The following is a 19687-nucleotide window of genomic DNA, read 5'->3' on the forward strand; positions in this document are numbered from 1 at the left end:
ATGTCCTCCAAGATTGTGCCGATGGAAGATGCCGCAGCCCGAATTCAGGACGGTGCGGTCGTAACGGTTTCCTCGTCCTCCGGTCTCGGGTGCCCGGACAAGATCCTCGAGGCCATTGGCGCGAGGTTCGACCGCGAAGGGCACCCGAGAAACCTCACGACGCTCCACCCCATTGCGGCCGGCGACATGTACGGCATCAAGGGCATCGATCACCTAGCCAAAGACGGACTGCTCTCAACGATCATTGCCGGCTCCTATCCTTCCGGGCCGTCCTCCCTGCCGATGCCGGCGATCTGGCGCATGCTGGTCGAGAACCGGGTGGCCGCCTACAACGTTCCTTCGGGCATCCTCTTCGACATGCACCGCGATGTGGCGGCCAGGCGCCCTGGCGTCCTCACCAAGGTCGGACTCGATACGTTTGTCGATCCCGTGCGAGAGGGCTGTGCCATGAACGAAGCGGCGGCGGCGAAGCCGATCGTCGCGCGCATGGAGCTGGGCGGCGATACCTGGCTGCATTTCCCCAACATCGTTCCGGACGTTGCCATCATCCGTGCGACCACCGCGGACGAGCGCGGCAACCTGACATACGAACACGAGGGCGCCTATCTCGGCGGGCTGGAACAGGCGATTGCCGTGCGCAACCACGGCGGGCTGGTGATTGCCCAGGTCAAGCGGGTTACCGCGTCGGGATCCCTGCGTCCCCACGATGTGCGCGTGCCGGGGCACTTGGTCGACCTGGTGGTCGTCGATCCCGATCAGCGCCAGACGACGGAAACGGACTATGACCCGGCGATCTCCGGCCAGGTCATGCGTCCGTGGTCCAGTTTCTCCCTGGCCGAGCATGGTGTTGAAAAGGTCGTTGCCCGCCGTGCCGCCATGGAGCTGAAATCCGGACAGGCGGCCAATCTCGGCTTCGGCATTTCCGCGATGGTGCCGCGCGTGCTGCTGGAGGCCGGCAAGGAACAGGCGGTGACCTGGGCCATCGAACAAGGCGCGACCGGCGGCATGCCGCTGACGGGCTTTGCCTTCGGCTGCGCTTCGAATGCGGATGCCTTCATGCCTTCCCCGCAGCAATTCACCTACTTCCAGGGTGGCGGCTTCGACGTGACTTTCCTGTCGTTCCTCGAGATCGACCTGGAAGGCAACGTCAATGTCTCCAAGCTCGGCAAGAAACCTTACCTGACCGCGGGCTGCGGCGGCTTCGTGGATATTACCGCCAATGCGAAGAAGATCGTTTTCTCGGGCTTGTTCGAGGCAGGCGCCGAGCTGGAATTGACCGACGACGCCCTGACCGTCAGGACGCCGGGCAAATTCACCAAGATGGTGGATGAAGTCGAGCACGTGACCTTCTCGGGACGCAGGGCACGCGAACTGGGCCAGGAAGTCCTCTATGTGACCGAGCGCTGCGTCATTCAATTGACCGAAAGCGGATTGGTCGCCTCGGAAATCATGCCGGGCATCGATCCTGTTCGCGACATCTTCGAAGCGTCGAAGGGGAGGGTGCGTCTCGCCGACAACTTGAAGGAAATGCCGAAGGCGCTGCTTTGCGAACATCCGATGGAGTTGGACCTGTGAGCGCACTTCATCTGATACGCCACGGGGCGATCGCGGAGCTGAAGCTGGACAACCCGGCAAAGCTCAATGCCTTCACGTTGACGATGCTGAAGGCCATCGAGCCCTACTGCGACGAGTTGGAAAGAGATCCGGCCATCCGGGCCGTCGTCGTGACGGCCGAGGAGAGCCGGGCCTTCTGCGCGGGCGCCGACATACTGGAATGGTCGGAGCTGGCGCCTTGCGATTTTGCCCGGCACTGGGTTCGCGAGGGTCATCGTGTGTTCGACCGGCTGGCCCGGCTCTCGAAGCCGGTGATCGCGGCAATCAATGCGCATGCTTTCGGCGGCGGGCTGGAATTCGCGGCAACGTGCGACATCCGGATAATGGCGCCGGACGCAACGCTGGCGCTTCCCGAGGCCTCGGTCGGCATCGTGCCGGGCTGGTCGGGCACGCAGCGGCTCATCCGTCTGCTCGGCGAGCCGATCGTCAAGGAAATGGCGCTGTTCGGCCGCCGCATTTCCGCCGAACGCGCGTTCGCCGCCGGGTTTGCCGCGGAGATTGCCGATGATCCGAGAGCCGCCGCATTCGAGATCGCGCAGACCCTCGCCGGCAAATCGCCGAGGGCCATGGAAGTTGCCAAATACATGATCCACGCCGCCGCCGGCGAAGACCGGGGCGCCATGATCGAGGCATTGGGCGCCGGGATGATCGGATCGACCGAAGATCGCAACGAAGGCGTTGCCGCATTCCGCGAAAAACGCAAACCGAGCTTTCCTGGAAAATAGTCATGAGTGAACTGAACGTCGTTTCCATCAGTGCTGCAAAACTTCCTGCAGGCCCTTTCATTGCCCGGCACCTGATCGACGGGGACTGGCGGCAGAGTGCGGACGGCGCGAGCTTCGAGCGCGTATCGCCATCCCATGGCTCCGTGGTGACCCTGGCCGCACGGGGCGGGTTGCGCGATGTGGACGCCGCGCTGTTCGCAGCGCGTCAAGCCTTCGACAAGGGCCGCTGGTCGCGCACCAGCGGCAAGGAACGGGCGACCTATCTCCTGAAGATCGCCGATCTGATCGACCGGGAACGGGACCGGATCGCGCTGATGGAGACCCTTGAATCGGGAAAGCCGATCAGCCAGGCCAAGGCCGAGATCGAGGGCGCGGCCGACCTGTGGCGGTATGCGGCCTCGCTCGCCCGCACGATGCATGGGGAAAGCCACAATTCGCTGGGAGAGGACATTCTCGGGCTTGTGCTGAAGGAGCCGGCAGGTGTCGTGGCGATCATAACGCCATGGAACTTTCCGTTCCTGATCGTGTCCCAGAAGCTGCCATTTGCCCTGGCCGCCGGCTGTACCGCTGTCGTGAAGCCGTCCGAGATGACGCCGGCAACGACGGTCATCCTGGGCGAACTCCTGGTCGAGGCCGGCATTCCGGCCGGGGTCGTCAATATCGTCCTGGGCTACGGCGATCCGGTCGGCGCGGCCATGACGGCGGACAAGCGGGTCGAAATGGTGACCTTCACCGGTTCGACGGCTGTCGGCAAGGCCATCGTCAAGGCGGCTTCAGGAACATTGAAGAAGGTGTCGCTTGAACTCGGCGGCAAGAACCCGCAGGTCATTTTCCCGGACGCCGATATGACAAGTGCCGTCGATGCGGTCGTGTTCGGCGTTTATTTCAATGCGGGCGAATGCTGCAATTCCAGCTCCCGCATCATCGTCCATGAAGACATTGCCGAGGAGTTCGTTGCGCGCACGGTGGACCTGTCGCGAAAGGTCCCGTTCGGCGATCCCCTGGACCCATCGACCCAAGTCGGCGCGATCATCACGCCCGAACACCAGGCCAAAATCCATACCCATGTCCGTAACGCCGCGAATTCCGGCGCCTCCGTCCGTCTGGGCGGCGGACCGCTCGACGTGCCGGGGCTGAATGGTCAGTTCTACCAGCCGACGGTCGTCTGCGACGTGCGCAGCGATATGCCGATTGCGAGGGACGAAGTCTTCGGTCCGGTTCTTTCGGTTCTGACCTTCCGGACGCTGGAGGAGGCCGTCGACCTGGTGAACGGTACCGATTACGGACTTTCCGCGGGTGTATGGAGTGAAAACGTCCACACCTGCCTGGAATTTGCCCGGCGTGCCCGTGCAGGGACGGTCTGGACCAATACCTGGATGGACGGCTTTGCCGAACTGCCATTTGGCGGCATGAGGGAAAGCGGGCAGGGCCGTGAACTCGGCCGGTACGGACTGGAAGAGTTCCTCGAGGCGAAAACCGTGACCATGCGGATCGGCAGGACACGGACACCCTGGGTGGCGTGATGGCGAAGCTAATCCGAAATCGAGAATGGACCTTCGGGTTTGAGGAGAACCTGCATCTCCTCCATCGGAGCGCCGGATATCCTGGCCAGAAGCACCTCGGCCATCGCCCGGCCCGTGGCCCGGAGGTCCTCGTCGATAGTCTCGATCCTCGGGCGGAAATGGTTGGAAATGGGGGAGGCGCGCTTGGCGACGACGTCGACTTCCTGTCCGGGCGTCAAGCCCATGTCGTTCAGATAGGCCAGGGTGACCAGCGCCATTACCTCGCCGACACAGACATATCCATCCGGCGCGTCGGGCCCGGCGTGAAGGGCGCGAAGCGTTGCCGCTATCGCATCCGGTTCGCTGTCGAGGTCGACCTCGGCAGGGATCGTCAGGCTGACGCCATGGGCCATGGCCGCCTGCCGGGCGCCGAAGCGCAGGTGCTGGCCGAAGGTGTAGCGTTCGTTCGGCATGACCATGCAGATGTGCCGCCGGCCCTTCTCGACCAGCCGGTCCACGGCCATGCGGGCGAAGGCCTCGTTGTCGAAATCGACATAGGGATGCGGCGTCGTGAAATCCGTCCGGCCATGGGTGGCAAACGGAAAGTCGTGCTCGAGCAGATAGCGCACCCGGTCGTCGAAACATTCGGTCCGGGTGAAGACGATGGCGTCCGCCAGGGAATGCCGGCGGATGTTGCGGATCACTTCAAATCGGTCGTCGGCGAGACGATCGGCCGTGATGGTGATCGCGTATCCCGTGCCGGCAAGCCCTTCGGACATGCCGCCGAGGAATTCCGACGTGAAGCTGAGAAACTCGTGGCGGGTGTTCAGCAAGAGGCTGATCACCTTAGTACGGCCGGTGCGCAGCCTCTGGGCGGCGCGGTTGGGAACGTAGCCCAGCCGGCGGGCGACGTCCGCGACCCGCATTCGGGTGGCTTCGGCAATCCGCGGATCGCCCGCAAGGGCGCGCGACACCGTGGTGACCGCAAAACCGGCCTCTTCTGCAACCGTGCGCAGGGTCGGGCGAGGGACCCTCTCAACCGTGCGGCCTTTCGTTTCGTCCAAGATCTTTCGCGTCATGCCCGTTCACTTCAACCGGGGCGTTCTAGCCCAAAAAGCCGGTCAAGTCTAATCAGCGAATTTAAATCGTTACAACACAATAATGCGCTGCAGTGCAGCAACGCGATATCCTGCTTAGTAATATGTAAAACAAGCAAAATGCGTAGGTTTCCGGAGTTGATGAAAACAATTGACTCTTCTCCGGTTTGCAACGTTACAATGGACGTTGCGTGATGATCGTGATGCCGGGATCCGGCACTCGAAGCGCCAATTGGCACCTAATGGGAGGAATTTCGATGTCTTTGAAATCGCTAAAGCTGGGCGTAGCCGCCCTGGCCCTGAGCACCAGCCTCGCCCATGCCGGCGATGTTGAGGTCCTGCACTGGTGGACCTCCGGCGGCGAGGCCGCTGCCCTCAACGTTCTGAAGGAAGACCTGGAAAGCCAGGGCATCGGCTGGCAGGACATGCCTGTTGCCGGTGGCGGCGGCTCCCAGGCGATGACCGTGCTGCGGGCCCGCGTCACGTCCGGTAACCCGCCCACCGCCGTGCAGATGCTCGGCTTCGATATCACCGACTGGGCCAAGGAAGGCGCTCTTGCCGACCTGAACATCCTCGCCGGCATGGAGGGCTGGGATGCTGTGGTCCCGGAAGCCCTGCAGAAATTCTCCAAGTATGACGGCAAGTGGGTCGCCGCACCGGTGAACGTCCATTCCACCAACTGGGTCTGGGCGAACAAGGCGGTGCTGGATGAACTCGGCATCGAACCGCCGAAGACATGGGACGAATTCGTTGCCGCACTGGAAAAGGTGAAGGCTTCCGGCAAGACAGCCGTCGCTCATGGCGGTCAGGCATGGCAGGACGCCACCATCTTCGACGCCGTGGTCATGGCGACCGGCGGACCGGACTTTTATGAGAAAGCCTTCATCGAGCTGGATGAGGAAGCGCTCGGCTCCGACACCATGAAGGAGTCCTTCGACCGCATGGCGGTGATCCGTTCCTATGTGGACGACAACTTCTCCGGACGCGACTGGAACCTGGCGACCGCCATGGTCATCAACGGCGACGCCGCCTTCCAGATGATGGGCGACTGGGCAAAGGGCGAGTTCCTGAATGCCGGCAAGAAGCCGGATGAGGACTTCCTTTGCTTCCGTTTCCCCGGCACCCAGGACCAGGTGACCTTCAACGCCGACCAGTTCGCCATGTTTGCGCAGGGCCCGGAAGTCGGCAAGGAACAGGCCGCTCTTGCAACGGCCATCCTGTCGCCGAACTTCCAGTCCGCCTTCAACGTCGTCAAGGGCTCGGTTCCCGCCCGCACCGACGTGTCAGACGAGGCCTTCGATGCCTGCGGCAAGAAGGGCATGGCGGACCTGAAAAAGGCTGCCTCCAGCGGCAATCTCTACGGCTCCATGGCGCACGGACACGCCAACCCGGCAGCCGTGAAGAACGCGATGTATGACGTGATCACGGCTCACTTCAACGGCGAGTACGACAGCGCGACGGCTGTCGAAGAGCTCGTCACCGCTGTCCAGATCAACAAGTAACGACCACGCGGAGAGCGGCGATCCGTCGCCGCTCTCCCATGGGTCGGGGAACTCGAGATGTCTATTTCTGAAACAGCGAACCCGCGCGGTTCCGTTGTTGACAGACTGCGTGACGCATTGCCCAAACTCGTTCTCAGCCCGACCGTCGCCATCGTGGCGGTCTTTGTCTACGGGTTCATCGCCTTCACGCTCTACCTGTCGTTCACGGACAGCCGCATCCTGCCCACCTTCGGCTGGGTCGGCTGGCAGAACTACGAAAACCTGTTCAGGATCCGCGCGTGGGATACCGCCGTTTCGAACCTGGTGGTGTTCGGCCTTCTGTACATCGTTATCTGTTGCGTGCTGGGACTGCTGCTGGCGATCCTGCTCGACCAGAAAATCCGCGCCGAAGGTTTCATCCGCACGATCTACCTCTATCCGATGGCCCTCAGCTTCATCGTCACCGGCATTGCCTGGAAATGGTTTCTGGATCCGGGCATCGGGCTCGAGGCCGTCGTCAGAGGCTGGGGCTGGGAGAGCTTCACCTTCAACTGGATCAAGGACCGGGATATGGCGATCTACACGATCGTGATCGCCGCGGTCTGGCAGACCTCCGGCTTCGTGATGGCCATGTTCCTGGCCGGCCTGCGCGGCATCGACAACGAAATGCTGAAAGCGGCGCAGATCGACGGCGCCTCGACCTTTGCCCTGTACCGCAGGATCGTCATTCCGCAGCTGCGTCCCGCCTTCATGTCGGCCTTTGTCGTGCTCGCGCACATGGCGATCAAATCATACGACCTCGTTGTCGCCCTGACGGGCGGAGGGCCCGGAAACGCAACAGAACTGCCTGCAACCTTCATGTATTCCTATACCTTCACCAGAAACCAGATGGGTATCGGTGCAGCCTCTGCGGTGATCATGCTGATGACGATCGCGGCGATCATCGTTCCCTATCTGTGGTCAGAACTGCGGGAGAAGAAGTGATGTCCACCGCTCCCGACACCCAGACGCTGAACGGATCCGCCGCGCGCGCGGCCGGTACCGCGCGCAAGAGCCTCACCGGCTCGGTGAGGCCTGCCCGCATCATCCTCTATCTCCTCCTCGCGCTCTTTTGCATCTACTACCTGCTGCCGCTCTACGTGATGGTGGTGAACTCGCTGAAACCGCTCTCCGAAATCACCGCGGGAGGGATGATGTCGCTTCCGCGGGCATGGACGATCGCGCCCTGGCAAAGCGCCTGGTCGACCGCGCAGGTCGGCGTCGAGGCGACGGGCCTTCGCCCCTATTTCCTCAATTCCATCATCATGGTGGTTCCGGCCGTCGCCATCTCGACGCTGCTCGGTGCGCTGAACGGCTATGTCCTGACGAAATGGGCCTTCCGTGGCTCGACCGTGCTGTTCGGGCTGCTGCTGTTCGGCTGTTTCATTCCCTTCCAGATGGTTCTGATCCCGATGGCCCGGATGCTGGGACTGATGGGGCTCGCCGGGTCGGTGCCGGGGCTGATCTTCGTACATCTCGTCTACGGCATCGGCTTCTCGACGCTCTATTTCCGGAACTATTACGCGGCCTTTCCGACCGAGCTGGTCCGCGCGGCCCAGATCGACGGGGCGGGGTTCTTCCGAATCTTCTGGCGCATCCTGCTGCCGTCGTCGGGACCGATCGCGGTCGTCTGCATCATCTGGCAGTTCACCAACATCTGGAATGACTTCCTGTTCGGCGCCTCCTTCTCGGACTTCGACAGTCAGCCCATGACGGTCGCGCTCAACAACCTGGTGCAGTCCTCGACCGGGGTGAAGGAATACAACGTCCATTTCGCCGGTGCGATCATGGCCGCGCTTCCGACCCTCCTCGTCTACATCGTTGCCGGGCGCTACTTCGTCCGTGGCCTGATGGCCGGCTCAGTAAAAGGATAAGACAATGGGCTTCCTCGACATCAAGCAGGCGACCAAATCCTACGGATCCGTGAAGGTCCTCCATGAAACCGACATCTCGATCGAGGAGGGCGAGTTCCTCGTGCTTGTCGGACCCTCCGGATGCGGAAAATCCACGCTTCTCAACATGATTGCCGGACTGGAGGGCATCACGTCGGGCGAGATCGCCATTCGCGGCAGAAGCATGAACGGGGTCAGGCCGGCTGACCGGAACATCGCGATGGTCTTTCAGTCCTACGCGCTCTACCCGAACATGACAGTTGCCGGAAACATTTCCTTTGGCATGGAAATGCACCGCATCCCGAAGGCGGAGCGGGAAAGGCGCATTGCCCATGTCGCCGATCTTCTGCAGATCACGCATCTGCTGGGCCGCAAGCCGGGGCAGCTTTCCGGCGGTCAGCGCCAGCGCGTCGCCATGGGCCGGGCCCTCGTGCGCGAGCCCGACGTCTTCCTGTTCGACGAACCGCTCTCCAACCTCGATGCGAAGCTGCGCGTCGACATGCGCACCGAGATCAAGAAGCTCCATCAGAAACTCGGGACCACCATCGTCTACGTGACCCACGACCAGATCGAGGCGCTGACGCTGTCGACGAGGATCGCGGTCATGTTCGGCGGTTACGTCCAGCAGCTCGGGACGCCCAGGGAGATCTATGAAAATCCGGCGAACATGTTCGTCGCCGGATTCATGGGATCGCCCTCCATGAACCTGTTTCCGGCCAAGGTCGTCTCGACGGATGCCGGACCGGCGGCGGAAGTGATGCTGGCCGACGGCAGGACGGCGGCCATTCCATTTGCCAATGACAGGCTCGGCTCGAGCCTCGGCCGGGAGATCGTTCTGGGGATCCGCCCGGAGGCGATCACGGATCGCGACGGAGCGGACCGGAATTCGCACTCCGTGCATGTGGTGGAAGCTCCCGTCGAAGTGACCGAACCGGCCGGATCCGACACGTTCGTTGTCAGCCAGATCGGCGGCAAGGACGTGACCGGACGGTTCCGCGCGGATGTCTCCGTACGTGCGGGGGATGTCTTCCCCTTTGCGTTCAACATGGAGAAGGCGGTTGCCTTCGATCCGAAAACCGAGAACCGGATCGCCTGAGGCATGAGCATCGCACCGGACGTCATCATTATCGGCAGCGGCATGGGCGGCGCAACGCTTGCCGCCGGCCTTGCGCCGAGCGGTGCGAAGATCACCATCCTGGAACGCGGCGAGCAGATTCCGGACGATGCCCCTGCGCGCGACCCGTGGCGCATTTACACCAACAGTGCCTTCCGCTCGAGCGAGAGCTGGCTGGACGGGGAGGGGCGCCCATTCGAGCCGGGCAACTACTACAATGTCGGCGGCAATACCAAACTCTACGGCGCGGTGCTCATCCGCTACCGGAAAGAGGATTTTGAAGAGCTGGAACACTATGACGGTGTCTCGCCCGCCTGGCCCTTTGCCTATGCCGAGCTGGCGCCCTGGTACGACGCCGCGGAGGCGCTCTACCAGGTGAGGGGAGATGCCGGTTCCGACAAGAGTGAACCGGCACATTCGGGGCCCTATCCGTTTCCGCCGGTGCCGGACGAACCCGCCATCCGGTTGGCGCGCAAGCGTCTGGAAGCGGCCGGCGCGCGGCCCTTCAGCCTTCCGCTGGGGATCGATCTCGATCGCTGGCTGGCATCCGGGCAAACCGGCTGGGACGGCTATCCGGATCTCAGATGCGGAAAGATGGATGCGGAAACCTGCGGGCTGGCGCATGCCCTTGGCCATGAGAACGTCACCCTGGTCACGGGCGCACGCGTTACAGCGCTTGTGGCGGACCCTGAGACCGGGCGGATCAACGAGGTCGTCTACGAGAAGGACGGGGTCGAAACGCGCCTTACGGCAAAGGTCGTTGCCCTTTGCGCCGGTGCCGTTCAGTCGGCCGCGCTGTTGCTGAAATCGGGCATCGCCAACAGCTCCGGCTATGTCGGCCGCTGTTTCATGAACCACAACGCCACAGCGATCATCGCCATTGATCCGGGCTTCCGCAATGACGCGGTCTACCAGAAGACCTTCGGCATCAACGACTGGTACCTGTCGGACGGCGCGGACGGCAGGCCGCTCGGAAACGTCCAGCTTCTGGGGCGCGTGACAGCGGATATCCTGAAAATACAGGTACCGCAGCTGCCCATGTTCGCGGCCCGCTGGATCTCGGACCACGCGCTGGACCTTTATCTCATATCCGAGGATCTGCCCGACCCGGAAAGCCGGGTCGTGTTGAAGGACGGCAGGATCCACCTCTTGTGGCGGCGCTCGAACATGACCGCGCACAGGAAGCTCGTCTCAAAGACCAAAAAGATGCTGCGCAAGGCCGGCTTCCCGCTCGTCCTGACTCGTCTTTTCGACGGGCGAGTGCCTTCGCATCAGTGCGGCACGGTTCGCATGGGGACGGATCCGGCGGCCTCGGTGCTCAATCCCGACTGCAGATCCTGGGATCATCCGAGCCTTTTCGTCACCGATGCCGGGGCATTGCCGACATCGGCCGCCGTCAATCCCGCGCTCACTGTCGCCGCCCTTTCGCTTCGGGCGGCCGGGACAATCAGACAGGAACTATCCAGATGAACAAGGTCGCGCTCATTACCGGCGGACAGCGGGGCATCGGGCTGGGTATCGCGGAGGCGCTTGCCGGGGCCGGTTACAACGTCGCCCTTTTGTCGCGCAGTGAACCGGAAGCGGCGGACGTCGGCGAGGCTCTGGAGCGGCTCGGGGACCGCGCCGCCTATTTCTGCCACGACCTGCAGGATGTCGCCGGTCACGGTCAGGTGCTGGACAGGGTGGAGGAGCGGCTCGGGCCGGTCACCACCTTCGTCTCAAATGCCGGCGTTCCCGCGAAGGTGCGCGGCGACATGCTCGATCTCCGGCCGGACAGTTTCGACTTCGTTCTCGGTGTGAACCTCAGAGGAGCATTCTTTCTGGCCCAGGACGTGGCGCGCCGGATGCTGAAGCTGCCGGAGGACACGTATCGTTCGATCACCTTCGTGACCTCCGTCAGTGCCACAATGGTCTCCATCGAACGGGCCGAATACTGCCTGTCCAAGGCGGGCGCCGCGATGATGGCGGAGCTTTTCGCCGTCCGGCTTGCTCCTCACGGCATCGGCGTCTTCGAGCTGCGGCCGGGCATCATCGAAACCGGCATGACCGCCGGCGTGAAGGACAAGTATACCGCGCGGATCGAGGGCGGTCTTGTTCCTGCCGGACGCTGGGGGCAGCCGGCGGATATCGGCTCAATCATTCTTCCGATCGCCGAAGGCCGGATGGCCTTTGCGACCGGTTCTTCCATTGCGGTCGACGGCGGCCTGTCGATCCCGCGACTTTGAGAGACACTTCATGGAAAAAGGCTACGATTTCATCGTCATAGGCGGCGGCAGCGCGGGCTCGGTCGTCGCCGCGCGGCTGACGGAAAATCCGGACGTGCAGGTCCTGCTCCTGGAAGCGGGCGGACGCGATTGGCATCCTTATTATCATCTGCCTGCCGGTTTCGCGAAGATGACCAAGGGGATCGGCTCCTGGGGCTGGCACACGGTCCCGCAGAAGCACATGAACGGCCGCGTGTTCCGCTATACCCAGGCCAGGGTGATCGGCGGCGGCTCGGCGATCAATGCGCAGATCTACACCCGCGGCAATGCGCTCGATTACGAGGAGTGGCGCCAGTTGGGCTGTGAGGGCTGGGGCTACGAGGATGTTCTGCCCTATTTCCGAAAGGCGGAAGACAACGACACGTTCGACGACAGGTACCACGGCAAGGGCGGTCCCCTCGGCGTTTCCAGGCCATGCGCCCCGCTGCCGATTTGCGAAGCCTATTTCGAGGCCGCCGCGGAACTCGGCATTCCACGTAATCATGACGTTGCGGGCGAGAAGCAGGACGGTGTCGCCTATTATCAGCTGACCCAGAGAAACGCCCGCCGGTCGTCGGCGGCGATGGCCTATCTCGCGCCGAACCGCAACCGGGCGAACCTCCACGTCAGGACCGGGGCGCAGGTGCGCCGGATCCTGGTTGAAAACGGCCGTGCGACCGGCGTCGAGCTGATCGACGGCACCCGGTTGACCGCAAGCTGCGAAATCGTGCTTTCCTCCGGGGCGATCGGTTCTCCCAGGCTGCTGCAATTGTCGGGCATCGGCCCTGCGGATCACCTCAAGGACCTCGGCATCGAGGTCGTCCTCGACCAGCCGGAGGTCGGCGCCAATCTCCAGGACCATCTTGACCTCTACTGCATTTGCGAGGTCAGCGGCCCGCATACCTATGACCGCTTCGCAAAGCCCCACTTGTCGGCTATCGCCGGCCTGCAATATCTCTTCACCCGGCGCGGTCCGGTTTCCTCCAGTCTATTTGAGACCGGCGGCTTCTGGTACGCGGACCCGGAAGCAAGGTCTCCGGATATCCAGTTCCACCTCGGCCTTGGCACGGGCATTGAATCGGGCGTCGCGGCAATGCCCGATGGCGGCGTTACGCTGAACTCGTGCTATCTGCGTCCGCGCTCGCGCGGGTCCGTCCGCCTTCAAAGCGCCAACCCGGGCGCCGCTCCCCTGATCGATCCGAATTATCTGGAGGATCCGCAGGACAGGGAGATGTCCATCCGCGGCCTGAAACTGACGCAGGAGATCCTGACGCAGAAACCGCTCGAACCCTTCATCAAGGCCGAGCGCCTGCCCGGGCCCGACGTCAGGACCGACGAAGACTACTTCCGCTTCATCTGCGAGCATTCCAAGACGTCCCACCATGCCGCGGGCACGTGCCGGATGGGGGCCGATGACAGGGCGGTCGTCGATCCCCGCCTTCGCTTCAACGGTCTTGAGGGCCTGCGCGTCGTGGACGCGTCGATCATGCCAAGGCTCATCTCTTCCAACACCAATGCTGCGGCCATCATGATCGGCGAGAAAGCCGCCGACATGATCCGCCAGGACCACGGGTATCCCTCATGATACGTCACATCGTGCTCATCAAATTCCAGCCCGGCGTCGGCGAAGAAGAAATCGCCCGGCTGTTTGCCGAACTGCGCGCCATCGAAGCGAAAGTGACCGGAATTCTCGGAATCACTTCCGGGCGCAGCGAAAGCCCGGAGAAGATCGAGCGGGGCTACATGCACGGCTTCGTCATCGATTTCGCCGACTGGGAGGCGCTGGAAGCGTATCAGACCCATCCCGACCACAAAGCCCTCGGTGCCAGGCTGGTCGCCAACGCGATTGGCGGGATCGACGGGATTCTCGTCCTGGACATACCCGTCGCCGCCTGACCTTTCGCTGGAGAATACCATGCTGACGCTCCCCACCACGGACAACCGCCTGGAGACCTACACGCTTTCCGGCCAGGCCCTGACGCCGCGTGCCCCACGTGTGCCCTTGACGCGGACGGCCTTTGCGGCCGCCCATGTGGTCTCGGATCCCTTGCGCGAACGCGATCCCTGGGTCGGCCGTCCCGCCGTCGACTGGGAGAACACCCTGCGTTTCCGGCACTGGCTCTGGGATCAGGGCCTGGGTCTTGCCGAGGCCATGGACACGGCCCAACGCGGCATGGGTGTGGACTGGCCGACGGCAAGGGAGCTCATCGAGCGCACCATGAAGGAGGCAAGGGCGCATCCGATGAAGCCGCGCGTTGCCTGCGGTGCAGGCACCGATCAGGTGCCGCTCGAGGACCTCAGGACCACAGAGGCTATCGCAGAAGCCTATTCGGAGCAGATGGAGGCCATCGAGGCTGCCGGCGGACAGGTGATCATCATGGCCTCGCGCGCCTTTCCCGCCATCAAGGCGGGGCCGGACGATTATGCCCGCGTCTATGGCAAGCTGGTGAAGCAGGCTGCGGCACCGGTCATCCTGCACTGGCTCGGGGACATGTTCGATCCGGCGCTCAAAGGCTACTGGGGATCGGAGGACATCGGCGCGGCGTCGGATGCGGTGCTTTCCATCATCGAAGACAATCCGGAAAAGGTCGACGGTATCAAGATTTCGCTGCTCGACCAGGCACATGAAGAGGCTTTCCGGGCGCGCCTGCCAGATGGCGTCCGGCTTTATACCGGAGACGATTTCAACTATGCGCAGCTGATCGAAGGCGACGGGACGCACTATTCGCACGCCCTGCTGGGCGCCTTCGCGGCCATCGCGCCCGTGGCCAGCCAGGCGCTCGAAGCCCTCGCGCAGGGCGATACCGAAACCTATCACCGGCTTTTCGCGCCGACCGTTCCGCTCAGCCGGGAAATCTTCAAGGCGCCCACCCGGTTCTACAAGGCCGGGATCGCCTTCCTGGCCTGGCTCAACGATGCGCAAAGCCACTTCATCATGCCGGGCGGGTTTCAGTCCTCGCGGGAAATCACCCACTATGCCGAGGTCTTCCGGCTTGCGGACCGATCCCGTTTGTTGTCAAAACCCGATGTCGCAGTGGAACGGATGACCCTGCTCTTGAAGCTGCATGGGATTGGCTGAAGCGAATGAACAAAAGACCGACAATTCTGGATGTTGCACGGCACGCAGGTGTGTCCAAGTCGACCGTGTCGCTCGTTCTGCAGAATTCCACGTTGGTCAAGGAGACGACCCGGGCAGATGTCATGAGGGCGATTGCCGACCTCGGCTATGTCTACAACCGCTCGGCCGCGGGCCTGCGCGGGGCGGGTTCCGGTCTGATCGGCCTGATCATCAACGACCTGCGCAACCCGTTCTTCACCGAGTTCGCGGCAAGCGCACAGATGTGTTTCGCCCGGCAGGGATATTCAACCGTCATCGCCAACACCGACGAGGATCCGGAGATCCAGGCGCAGGTGATCGATGCCATGATCGAACACGGTGTTTCCGCCTTCGTCATCTCGCCAACCTATGGCGGTGACAACCAGCCGTTCGATCGTATCCGGCGCGCCGGCATCCCGGCCATGCAGGTGCTTCGGCAACTCGATGAACGGACGGACCTTTTCCCTTTGCGTCCCACGACTATGCGGGGGGCGGGGTCCTGGCGACCGAACATCTCATCGAACTGGGCAGCCGGAGCATTGCCTTCGTCGGTGGCATCAAGGACCGGCCGATCACGCTTGAGCGCATGTCCGGCTACAGTGCGGCGATGACCTCGCAGTCCTTGGTGCCCAGGGCCTTCCACGGGCGGCCGTCGAGGGCCTTTGGCCGCGACATCGCCTTGCACCTTGCAACGGTACACAGGGACATCGAGGCAGCGGTGTGTTTCAGCGATCTGGTTGCCCTGGGAATGCTCAGCGGCTTTGCCGAAGCCGGCATCCGCGCCGGCAGGGACTTCAGGATCGTCGGCTTCGATGACATCGAGGAAAGCTCGATCGCCTTTCCGCGGCTCAGTTCCGTCAGGTGCGATTCCGCCCTGTTCGGCCGCAACGCCGCGGAGGCGATGCTGGCATGGATTACCGAGGGAAAGCGGCCTCCGGACAAAAGGCGCTACGACGTCGAACTGATTGCGCGCCAGTCCAGCCTCTGGCCAGACAACGACGGCAAGCAGTCCGACAAATCGGCTCCGGCAGCTTTTTGAAGCTGCAGTTGCGGCGGCGGCCCCGGCAAGGGGGCACGAGCGCATAGGATGCATCCGGTCCATTTGCTGCCCGGACTTGCGGACGCGCTGCCCGCCTTCTTGTCCTGTCCTGCGGCGCCGCCAAATGTTCCATAATCTATATTATGCGTAATGTTATAACATATCGTACTATATAGGATGGAACGCTGCTGTCCTGCGCGGCACCTGCCCGTCCGTGCCGGCAATACTGAGATCTTGGGCGTTGCCCTTGAAACGGGAACGCTGCTGCACGTCGCGATGCCGCCAGGCGCCTTTCGAAACGCTAAGGTTTCTGGTACTTTTGTTGGAAGGGAGAAGACAATGGCTGCTGTTGAACGCCACGGTCGCTCGTGGTCCCGAGCTGTAGGAATCGGCATTCTCGTCTCTATTCTCACTGCGGTTGTTATGCTCGCGCTCACGGCCGCCGGCATGTCCCCCTTCCCCAAACCACCGTCCCTTGCCTTTGCCGAAACCGTGCTCATGCGAAGCCTGCCGCTTCCGGTTGGCCTCCTTTTCCATACAGTATACGTGACGTTCTGGTGCGTGGTTTACGTGCGGTATTTTCCGAAGCGGGATATCTGGACCGCGTTGCTGCTTGCGGCGGCTCTTTGGGTGATCATCCTTGTGGCCTTCTTCCCCATTGTCGGATGGGGCTTTGCGGGGCTGTCTGTCAGCCCAAGACTGATTGTGGCGTCCTTCGTGCCGCATCTCCTGTTCGGATTGCTGCTGTGGGCATCGGACAAGTACCTGCCTGGAAACATGTCCGGCACATAGGGACCGCTGCCCAGGTGGACACCGCCTCCGGCGCGGTGGCGAGCCGGACAGAACAGCTCAAGAGCGTCGTCGACGATTTCCTTACCCGGGTGGCGGCAGCCTGATATCCTGTTGAACTTGGATTACCGGCCTTACAAACCAGCCCGGTGATGTGCTTTTGCTGACCGCACCCCGCCGGAAGGCGGGGTGCGGAGTCTCCCGGCCGACGTGGGTATCAACCGTTACGATTGCGAACGCAACTGATCGTAGTCGAAGTTCTCCAGAACATCGATTTCATCGGCCGCGTAGGGCAGATTGTAGCGCGGATAATATGAAGGCGCGGCGTTATATCCATAATAGGGGTATGCATAAAACCCGGGCCGTCCATAGGCTGCGGCATCCACGATTACCGCGCTGATCGTGCCGTTGTTCACGATCATGTCGGTCACGTAGCCGTAGCGGGTGTTCTCGCTGAGATATGCATAGTCGCCCATGAGATCCGTTGCCTTGAAGACCGTTGTCCCCGTCGCCAGATCATCCTCGACCTTGGCGATATCTTCGGTATCGGTCTGGAAAAGGAACTCTTTTTCGAACACCGAATAGTCATCGACATTGTCTTCCGTCACAGGAACCGTGAGGCGCGTGCCATCTTCGGAAAGCCGGGCTTCTTCCCACGGAATCGAGACGTGCGTGTCGCCGATGTCCCACACTCCGCCGACCTCGGCTATGACGGAAAGAACCCGGCCATCGTCACTGAAAATGATGTTCTCGACGTCGCCGATTTCCTCGCCTGCAGTGTCGACGACATCCGTTTCATCGAACATCCTCTCGACGCTCCAGCCCGCGGAATAAAGCGGGTCGTAACGCCATTCGCTCAGCACGACGACGTTTTCGCCCGCCGGCTACTCGTTGGCGGTCTGATCCTGGGCAAGCGCCTGGGTTGCAAAGGCTATTGCGAGCACGCTGGTTCCATAAAGCAGCTTCTTCATCGAATCCTCCTCAGGTCCGGTTCCGGGACTCGGCAAGTAAAATCGAAGTGTGTCGTAAAGCCCGAGCCCGTTTCCGGCCTAATCCCCACCTGGCCGAGAAGTTCCAAAAGCTTCTGCGGCGAACGTGGCACCCGACAAACCGGGTGCACCGGCGCAGCGCGGAACAATAATTCAGCGAAAGCGTTGAATGCGTATGAGCCAACAACTTGGATGTACGGTCAGCCGCCGGCCGCGGCGAGGAGAGAGAATGGTTGAAGTCAGGACAATGATCGGGCAAGGCATATTGATTGCGGCACTGGCCTTTGTGGCCGGGCCAGCCATTGCTCAGACCGCCACGCCGAATGTGCTGGTGGAAGTCTCCGGCCGTAACGATTTGCTTGTCCAGCGGCTCAACATCACAGTCGAGGATCTCCGCGACATGACTGTGTTCGGCGCGAACAACGAGAAAATCGGCGACATTGACGACGTACTGGCCACCCAGGACGGCCAGGTTGCTGCTGTGACCCTGGATGTCGGCGGCTATCTCGGTGTCGGCGAAAGATCCGTGGTGATCGCCTTGGAACAGATAAAGTTGGACGGATTGCGCATGGTTCTGAATATGACGAAAGAAGAAGTCGAATCCCTGCCCAACTGGGATGGCTGATCCCCCCACTCGCTTATCTGGACGCCGGTAGGCGATCGCTGTCAGAGATCCGGCGGCGCATTCCTCAATCTCAGGCAACGCACCGCCAGACGTCAATCCTCAAAGATAGGGTTCCACGACACCGCAGGCGACGCGAGCGCCGGGATCGGCATTGGCCGTATAAGTGTCGGCATGTTCATGCACGATCACAGCCGTTCCGTCATCGTCGAGCAGGTCGGCTTTCTCCCCGCCGAGCGAAATGCCGCGATGGAAGAAATGGGCCGTGCCAGCACCTTCGACATCCATGAAAATGTTCGGCAGGTCGCCGGTGTGAGGTTCCTCCTGCGAAAGGAAGCCGTGCACGGTGCCTTCGGGCGCAATATGGCCGCCTGCCGCTGAGAAATCGGGCGAGCATTTGCCCGTCTCGTGCAGGTGGATGGCGTGCTCGCCCGGCGCATGCCCGGTGATCAGTGCTTCAATAAGGACCCCATTCGGCCCGTCGGTGAATTCCACACTGCCTGCGGGCTCACCTTCGGATGTCGTGAGCCGTGCGATTGCCTTGGCCGGCTCCTGCGAAAAGACCGGGACAGACGCACCGGCAGACAGCAAAGCGGCCGCTATCACGCTCGTGAGGAGTTTCGTTCTGTGTCTCATCCGTTCGCTCCCTGTTCGTTGGGTCTTGCCGGGTAACGGAGACGGGTCGGGAATGTTCCGGCATTGGCCAGGCCGGATATGCTGGAACCACGTGGTTCGGGCTGCGTTGAGCCACCATCAGGTCGCGCCCGCGACCGTCCTTATCAACAGGACGAGGCTCAAATGGCACATTCCGATACTCATCGCCCGGCTTCGCGGATATCTCTGGCTCCCCTTGCCCTTGCCGTCTTCGGCGGGGCCGTGGCCCTGAAACTGCTTGGTTCATCAGGGCACGTCCCGCCGCCCGCGCGCGACAGTGCTCCCGGCCGGACAGCCCGCAGAACCCGTTTCGGCGACTATGCGGTCGTGGGGCGCTCGGTCACCATCAACCGGCCGCGCCGGGAGCTCTTCGCCTTCTGGCGTGATTTCGAGAACCTGCCGAAGTTCATGGAAAACGTGCAGTCGGTCCAGTTCACCGGCAAAAAACGCGCCGTATGGACCATTTCCGCTCCGTTCGGACAGACCGTCGAGGTGGAAACCGAGATCGTTGAGGAGCGCAAGGACGAGCTCATCGCCTGGCGCAGCGTCGAAGGCTCGGAGGTAGAAACCGAGGGCCGAATTCATTTCAAGGACGCCCCCGCCGGACGCGGCACGGTCATCGAAGCCATCATCGCCTACAAGCCTCCTGCCGGAGAAACCGGACGGCTCATCGCCAAGCTTTTCCAGAAGGAGCCGAACATCCAGGGCCGCCGCGAGTTGAAACGTCTCAAGATGCTGATGGAGACCGGCGAAATCGCCACCGCCCAGTTCCACACGCAAACTGCCTGAG

The 19687-nt window shown here is 62.3% G+C and carries 19 protein-coding genes and 1 pseudogene; 17 read left to right on the forward strand and 3 right to left on the reverse strand.

Annotated elements, in window-relative coordinates:
* The 3 genes from ON753_RS01000 to ON753_RS01010 are packed head-to-tail and all read left to right on the forward strand — an operon-like array spanning position 1 to position 3862.
* Positions 1-1575, forward strand: a complete 1575-nt coding sequence (locus tag ON753_RS01000; protein WP_265960684.1) for an acyl CoA:acetate/3-ketoacid CoA transferase — start codon at positions 1-3, stop codon at positions 1573-1575.
* Complete coding sequence (locus ON753_RS01005; protein WP_265960685.1) at positions 1572-2339, forward strand: enoyl-CoA hydratase/isomerase family protein; 768 nt, start codon at positions 1572-1574, stop codon at positions 2337-2339. Before ON753_RS01000 ends, ON753_RS01005 begins: the two co-directional genes overlap by 4 nt.
* A gap of 2 nt (positions 2340-2341) precedes the next feature.
* The gene (locus ON753_RS01010) at positions 2342-3862 is read left to right on the forward strand and encodes an aldehyde dehydrogenase family protein (RefSeq protein WP_265960686.1); all 1521 of its coding nucleotides are present in this window, start codon (positions 2342-2344) and stop codon (positions 3860-3862) included.
* An 8-nt stretch (positions 3863-3870) separates the two neighbouring features.
* On the opposite strand, the gene ON753_RS01015 is transcribed toward ON753_RS01010, so the two are convergent.
* Entirely contained in the window at positions 3871-4920 is a 1050-nt protein-coding gene (locus ON753_RS01015; protein ID WP_265960687.1) for a LacI family transcriptional regulator, read from the reverse strand.
* A gap of 269 nt (positions 4921-5189) precedes the next feature.
* Here ON753_RS01015 and ON753_RS01020 point away from each other — a divergent pair, with 269 nt between their 5' ends.
* From ON753_RS01020 to ON753_RS01075, 12 genes and pseudogenes are all read left to right on the forward strand, one after another.
* Positions 5190-6440, forward strand: coding sequence for an ABC transporter substrate-binding protein (locus ON753_RS01020; protein ID WP_377047336.1), 1251 nt, complete (start codon positions 5190-5192; stop codon positions 6438-6440).
* 57 nt (positions 6441-6497) lie between these two features.
* Positions 6498-7403, forward strand: coding sequence for a carbohydrate ABC transporter permease (locus ON753_RS01025; RefSeq protein ID WP_265960689.1), 906 nt, complete (start codon positions 6498-6500; stop codon positions 7401-7403).
* Between the two features lie 125 nt (positions 7404-7528).
* Positions 7529-8332 (forward strand): annotated as a pseudogene (locus ON753_RS01030) (carbohydrate ABC transporter permease); the annotation flags it as partial.
* 4 nt (positions 8333-8336) lie between these two features.
* On the forward strand, positions 8337-9446 hold the full coding sequence (locus ON753_RS01035) for an ABC transporter ATP-binding protein (protein ID WP_265960691.1): 1110 nt from the start codon (positions 8337-8339) through the stop codon (positions 9444-9446).
* A 3-nt stretch (positions 9447-9449) separates the two neighbouring features.
* Positions 9450-10934: a GMC oxidoreductase gene (locus ON753_RS01040; protein ID WP_265960692.1), complete on the forward strand. Its 1485-nt coding sequence runs from the start codon at positions 9450-9452 to the stop codon at positions 10932-10934.
* A complete protein-coding gene (locus tag ON753_RS01045) occupies positions 10931-11689 on the forward strand; it encodes a 3-ketoacyl-ACP reductase (protein WP_265960693.1) in 759 nt (252 codons plus the stop codon). Before ON753_RS01040 ends, ON753_RS01045 begins: the two co-directional genes overlap by 4 nt.
* A gap of 10 nt (positions 11690-11699) precedes the next feature.
* The gene (locus tag ON753_RS01050; protein WP_265960694.1) at positions 11700-13292 is read left to right on the forward strand and encodes a GMC family oxidoreductase; all 1593 of its coding nucleotides are present in this window, start codon (positions 11700-11702) and stop codon (positions 13290-13292) included.
* Complete coding sequence (locus ON753_RS01055; protein ID WP_265960695.1) at positions 13289-13603, forward strand: Dabb family protein; 315 nt, start codon at positions 13289-13291, stop codon at positions 13601-13603. The genes ON753_RS01050 and ON753_RS01055 overlap by 4 nt, the downstream gene beginning before the upstream one ends.
* 19 nt (positions 13604-13622) lie before the next feature.
* Positions 13623-14786 carry a dihydrodipicolinate synthase family protein gene (locus tag ON753_RS01060; RefSeq protein WP_265960696.1) on the forward strand — a complete coding sequence of 388 codons (1164 nt, stop codon included), beginning with the start codon at positions 13623-13625 and terminating at the stop codon, positions 14784-14786.
* Positions 14787-14791: 5 nt separating this feature from the next.
* Positions 14792-15415, forward strand: coding sequence for a LacI family DNA-binding transcriptional regulator (locus tag ON753_RS01065; protein WP_265960697.1), 624 nt, complete (start codon positions 14792-14794; stop codon positions 15413-15415).
* Positions 15343-15843 carry a substrate-binding domain-containing protein gene (locus ON753_RS01070; RefSeq protein ID WP_265960944.1) on the forward strand — a complete coding sequence of 167 codons (501 nt, stop codon included), beginning with the start codon at positions 15343-15345 and terminating at the stop codon, positions 15841-15843. Before ON753_RS01065 ends, ON753_RS01070 begins: the two co-directional genes overlap by 73 nt.
* Before the next feature lie 339 nt (positions 15844-16182).
* Positions 16183-16635, forward strand: coding sequence for a hypothetical protein (locus ON753_RS01075; protein ID WP_265960698.1), 453 nt, complete (start codon positions 16183-16185; stop codon positions 16633-16635).
* A gap of 221 nt (positions 16636-16856) precedes the next feature.
* On the opposite strand, the gene ON753_RS01080 is transcribed toward ON753_RS01075, so the two are convergent.
* The gene (locus tag ON753_RS01080; protein ID WP_265960699.1) at positions 16857-17495 is read right to left on the reverse strand and encodes a PRC-barrel domain-containing protein; all 639 of its coding nucleotides are present in this window, start codon (positions 17493-17495) and stop codon (positions 16857-16859) included.
* Positions 17496-17850: 355 nt separating this feature from the next.
* Between ON753_RS01080 and ON753_RS01085 the strand changes: the two genes are divergently transcribed.
* A complete protein-coding gene (locus ON753_RS01085; RefSeq protein ID WP_265960700.1) occupies positions 17851-18246 on the forward strand; it encodes a PRC-barrel domain-containing protein in 396 nt (131 codons plus the stop codon).
* Positions 18247-18345: 99 nt separating this feature from the next.
* Here ON753_RS01085 and ON753_RS01090 read toward each other — a convergent pair whose 3' ends face one another.
* Complete coding sequence (locus ON753_RS01090; protein WP_265960701.1) at positions 18346-18879, reverse strand: superoxide dismutase family protein; 534 nt, start codon at positions 18877-18879, stop codon at positions 18346-18348.
* 162 nt (positions 18880-19041) lie between these two features.
* On the opposite strand from ON753_RS01090, the gene ON753_RS01095 reads away from it, so the two are divergent.
* Positions 19042-19686, forward strand: coding sequence for an SRPBCC family protein (locus ON753_RS01095; protein WP_265960702.1), 645 nt, complete (start codon positions 19042-19044; stop codon positions 19684-19686).
* The last annotated feature ends 1 nt before the right edge of the window (position 19687 follow it).

The sequence above is a fragment of the Roseibium salinum genome, from assembly GCF_026240905.1.
GTDB classification, from domain to species: Bacteria; Pseudomonadota; Alphaproteobacteria; order Rhizobiales; family Stappiaceae; genus Roseibium; species Roseibium salinum.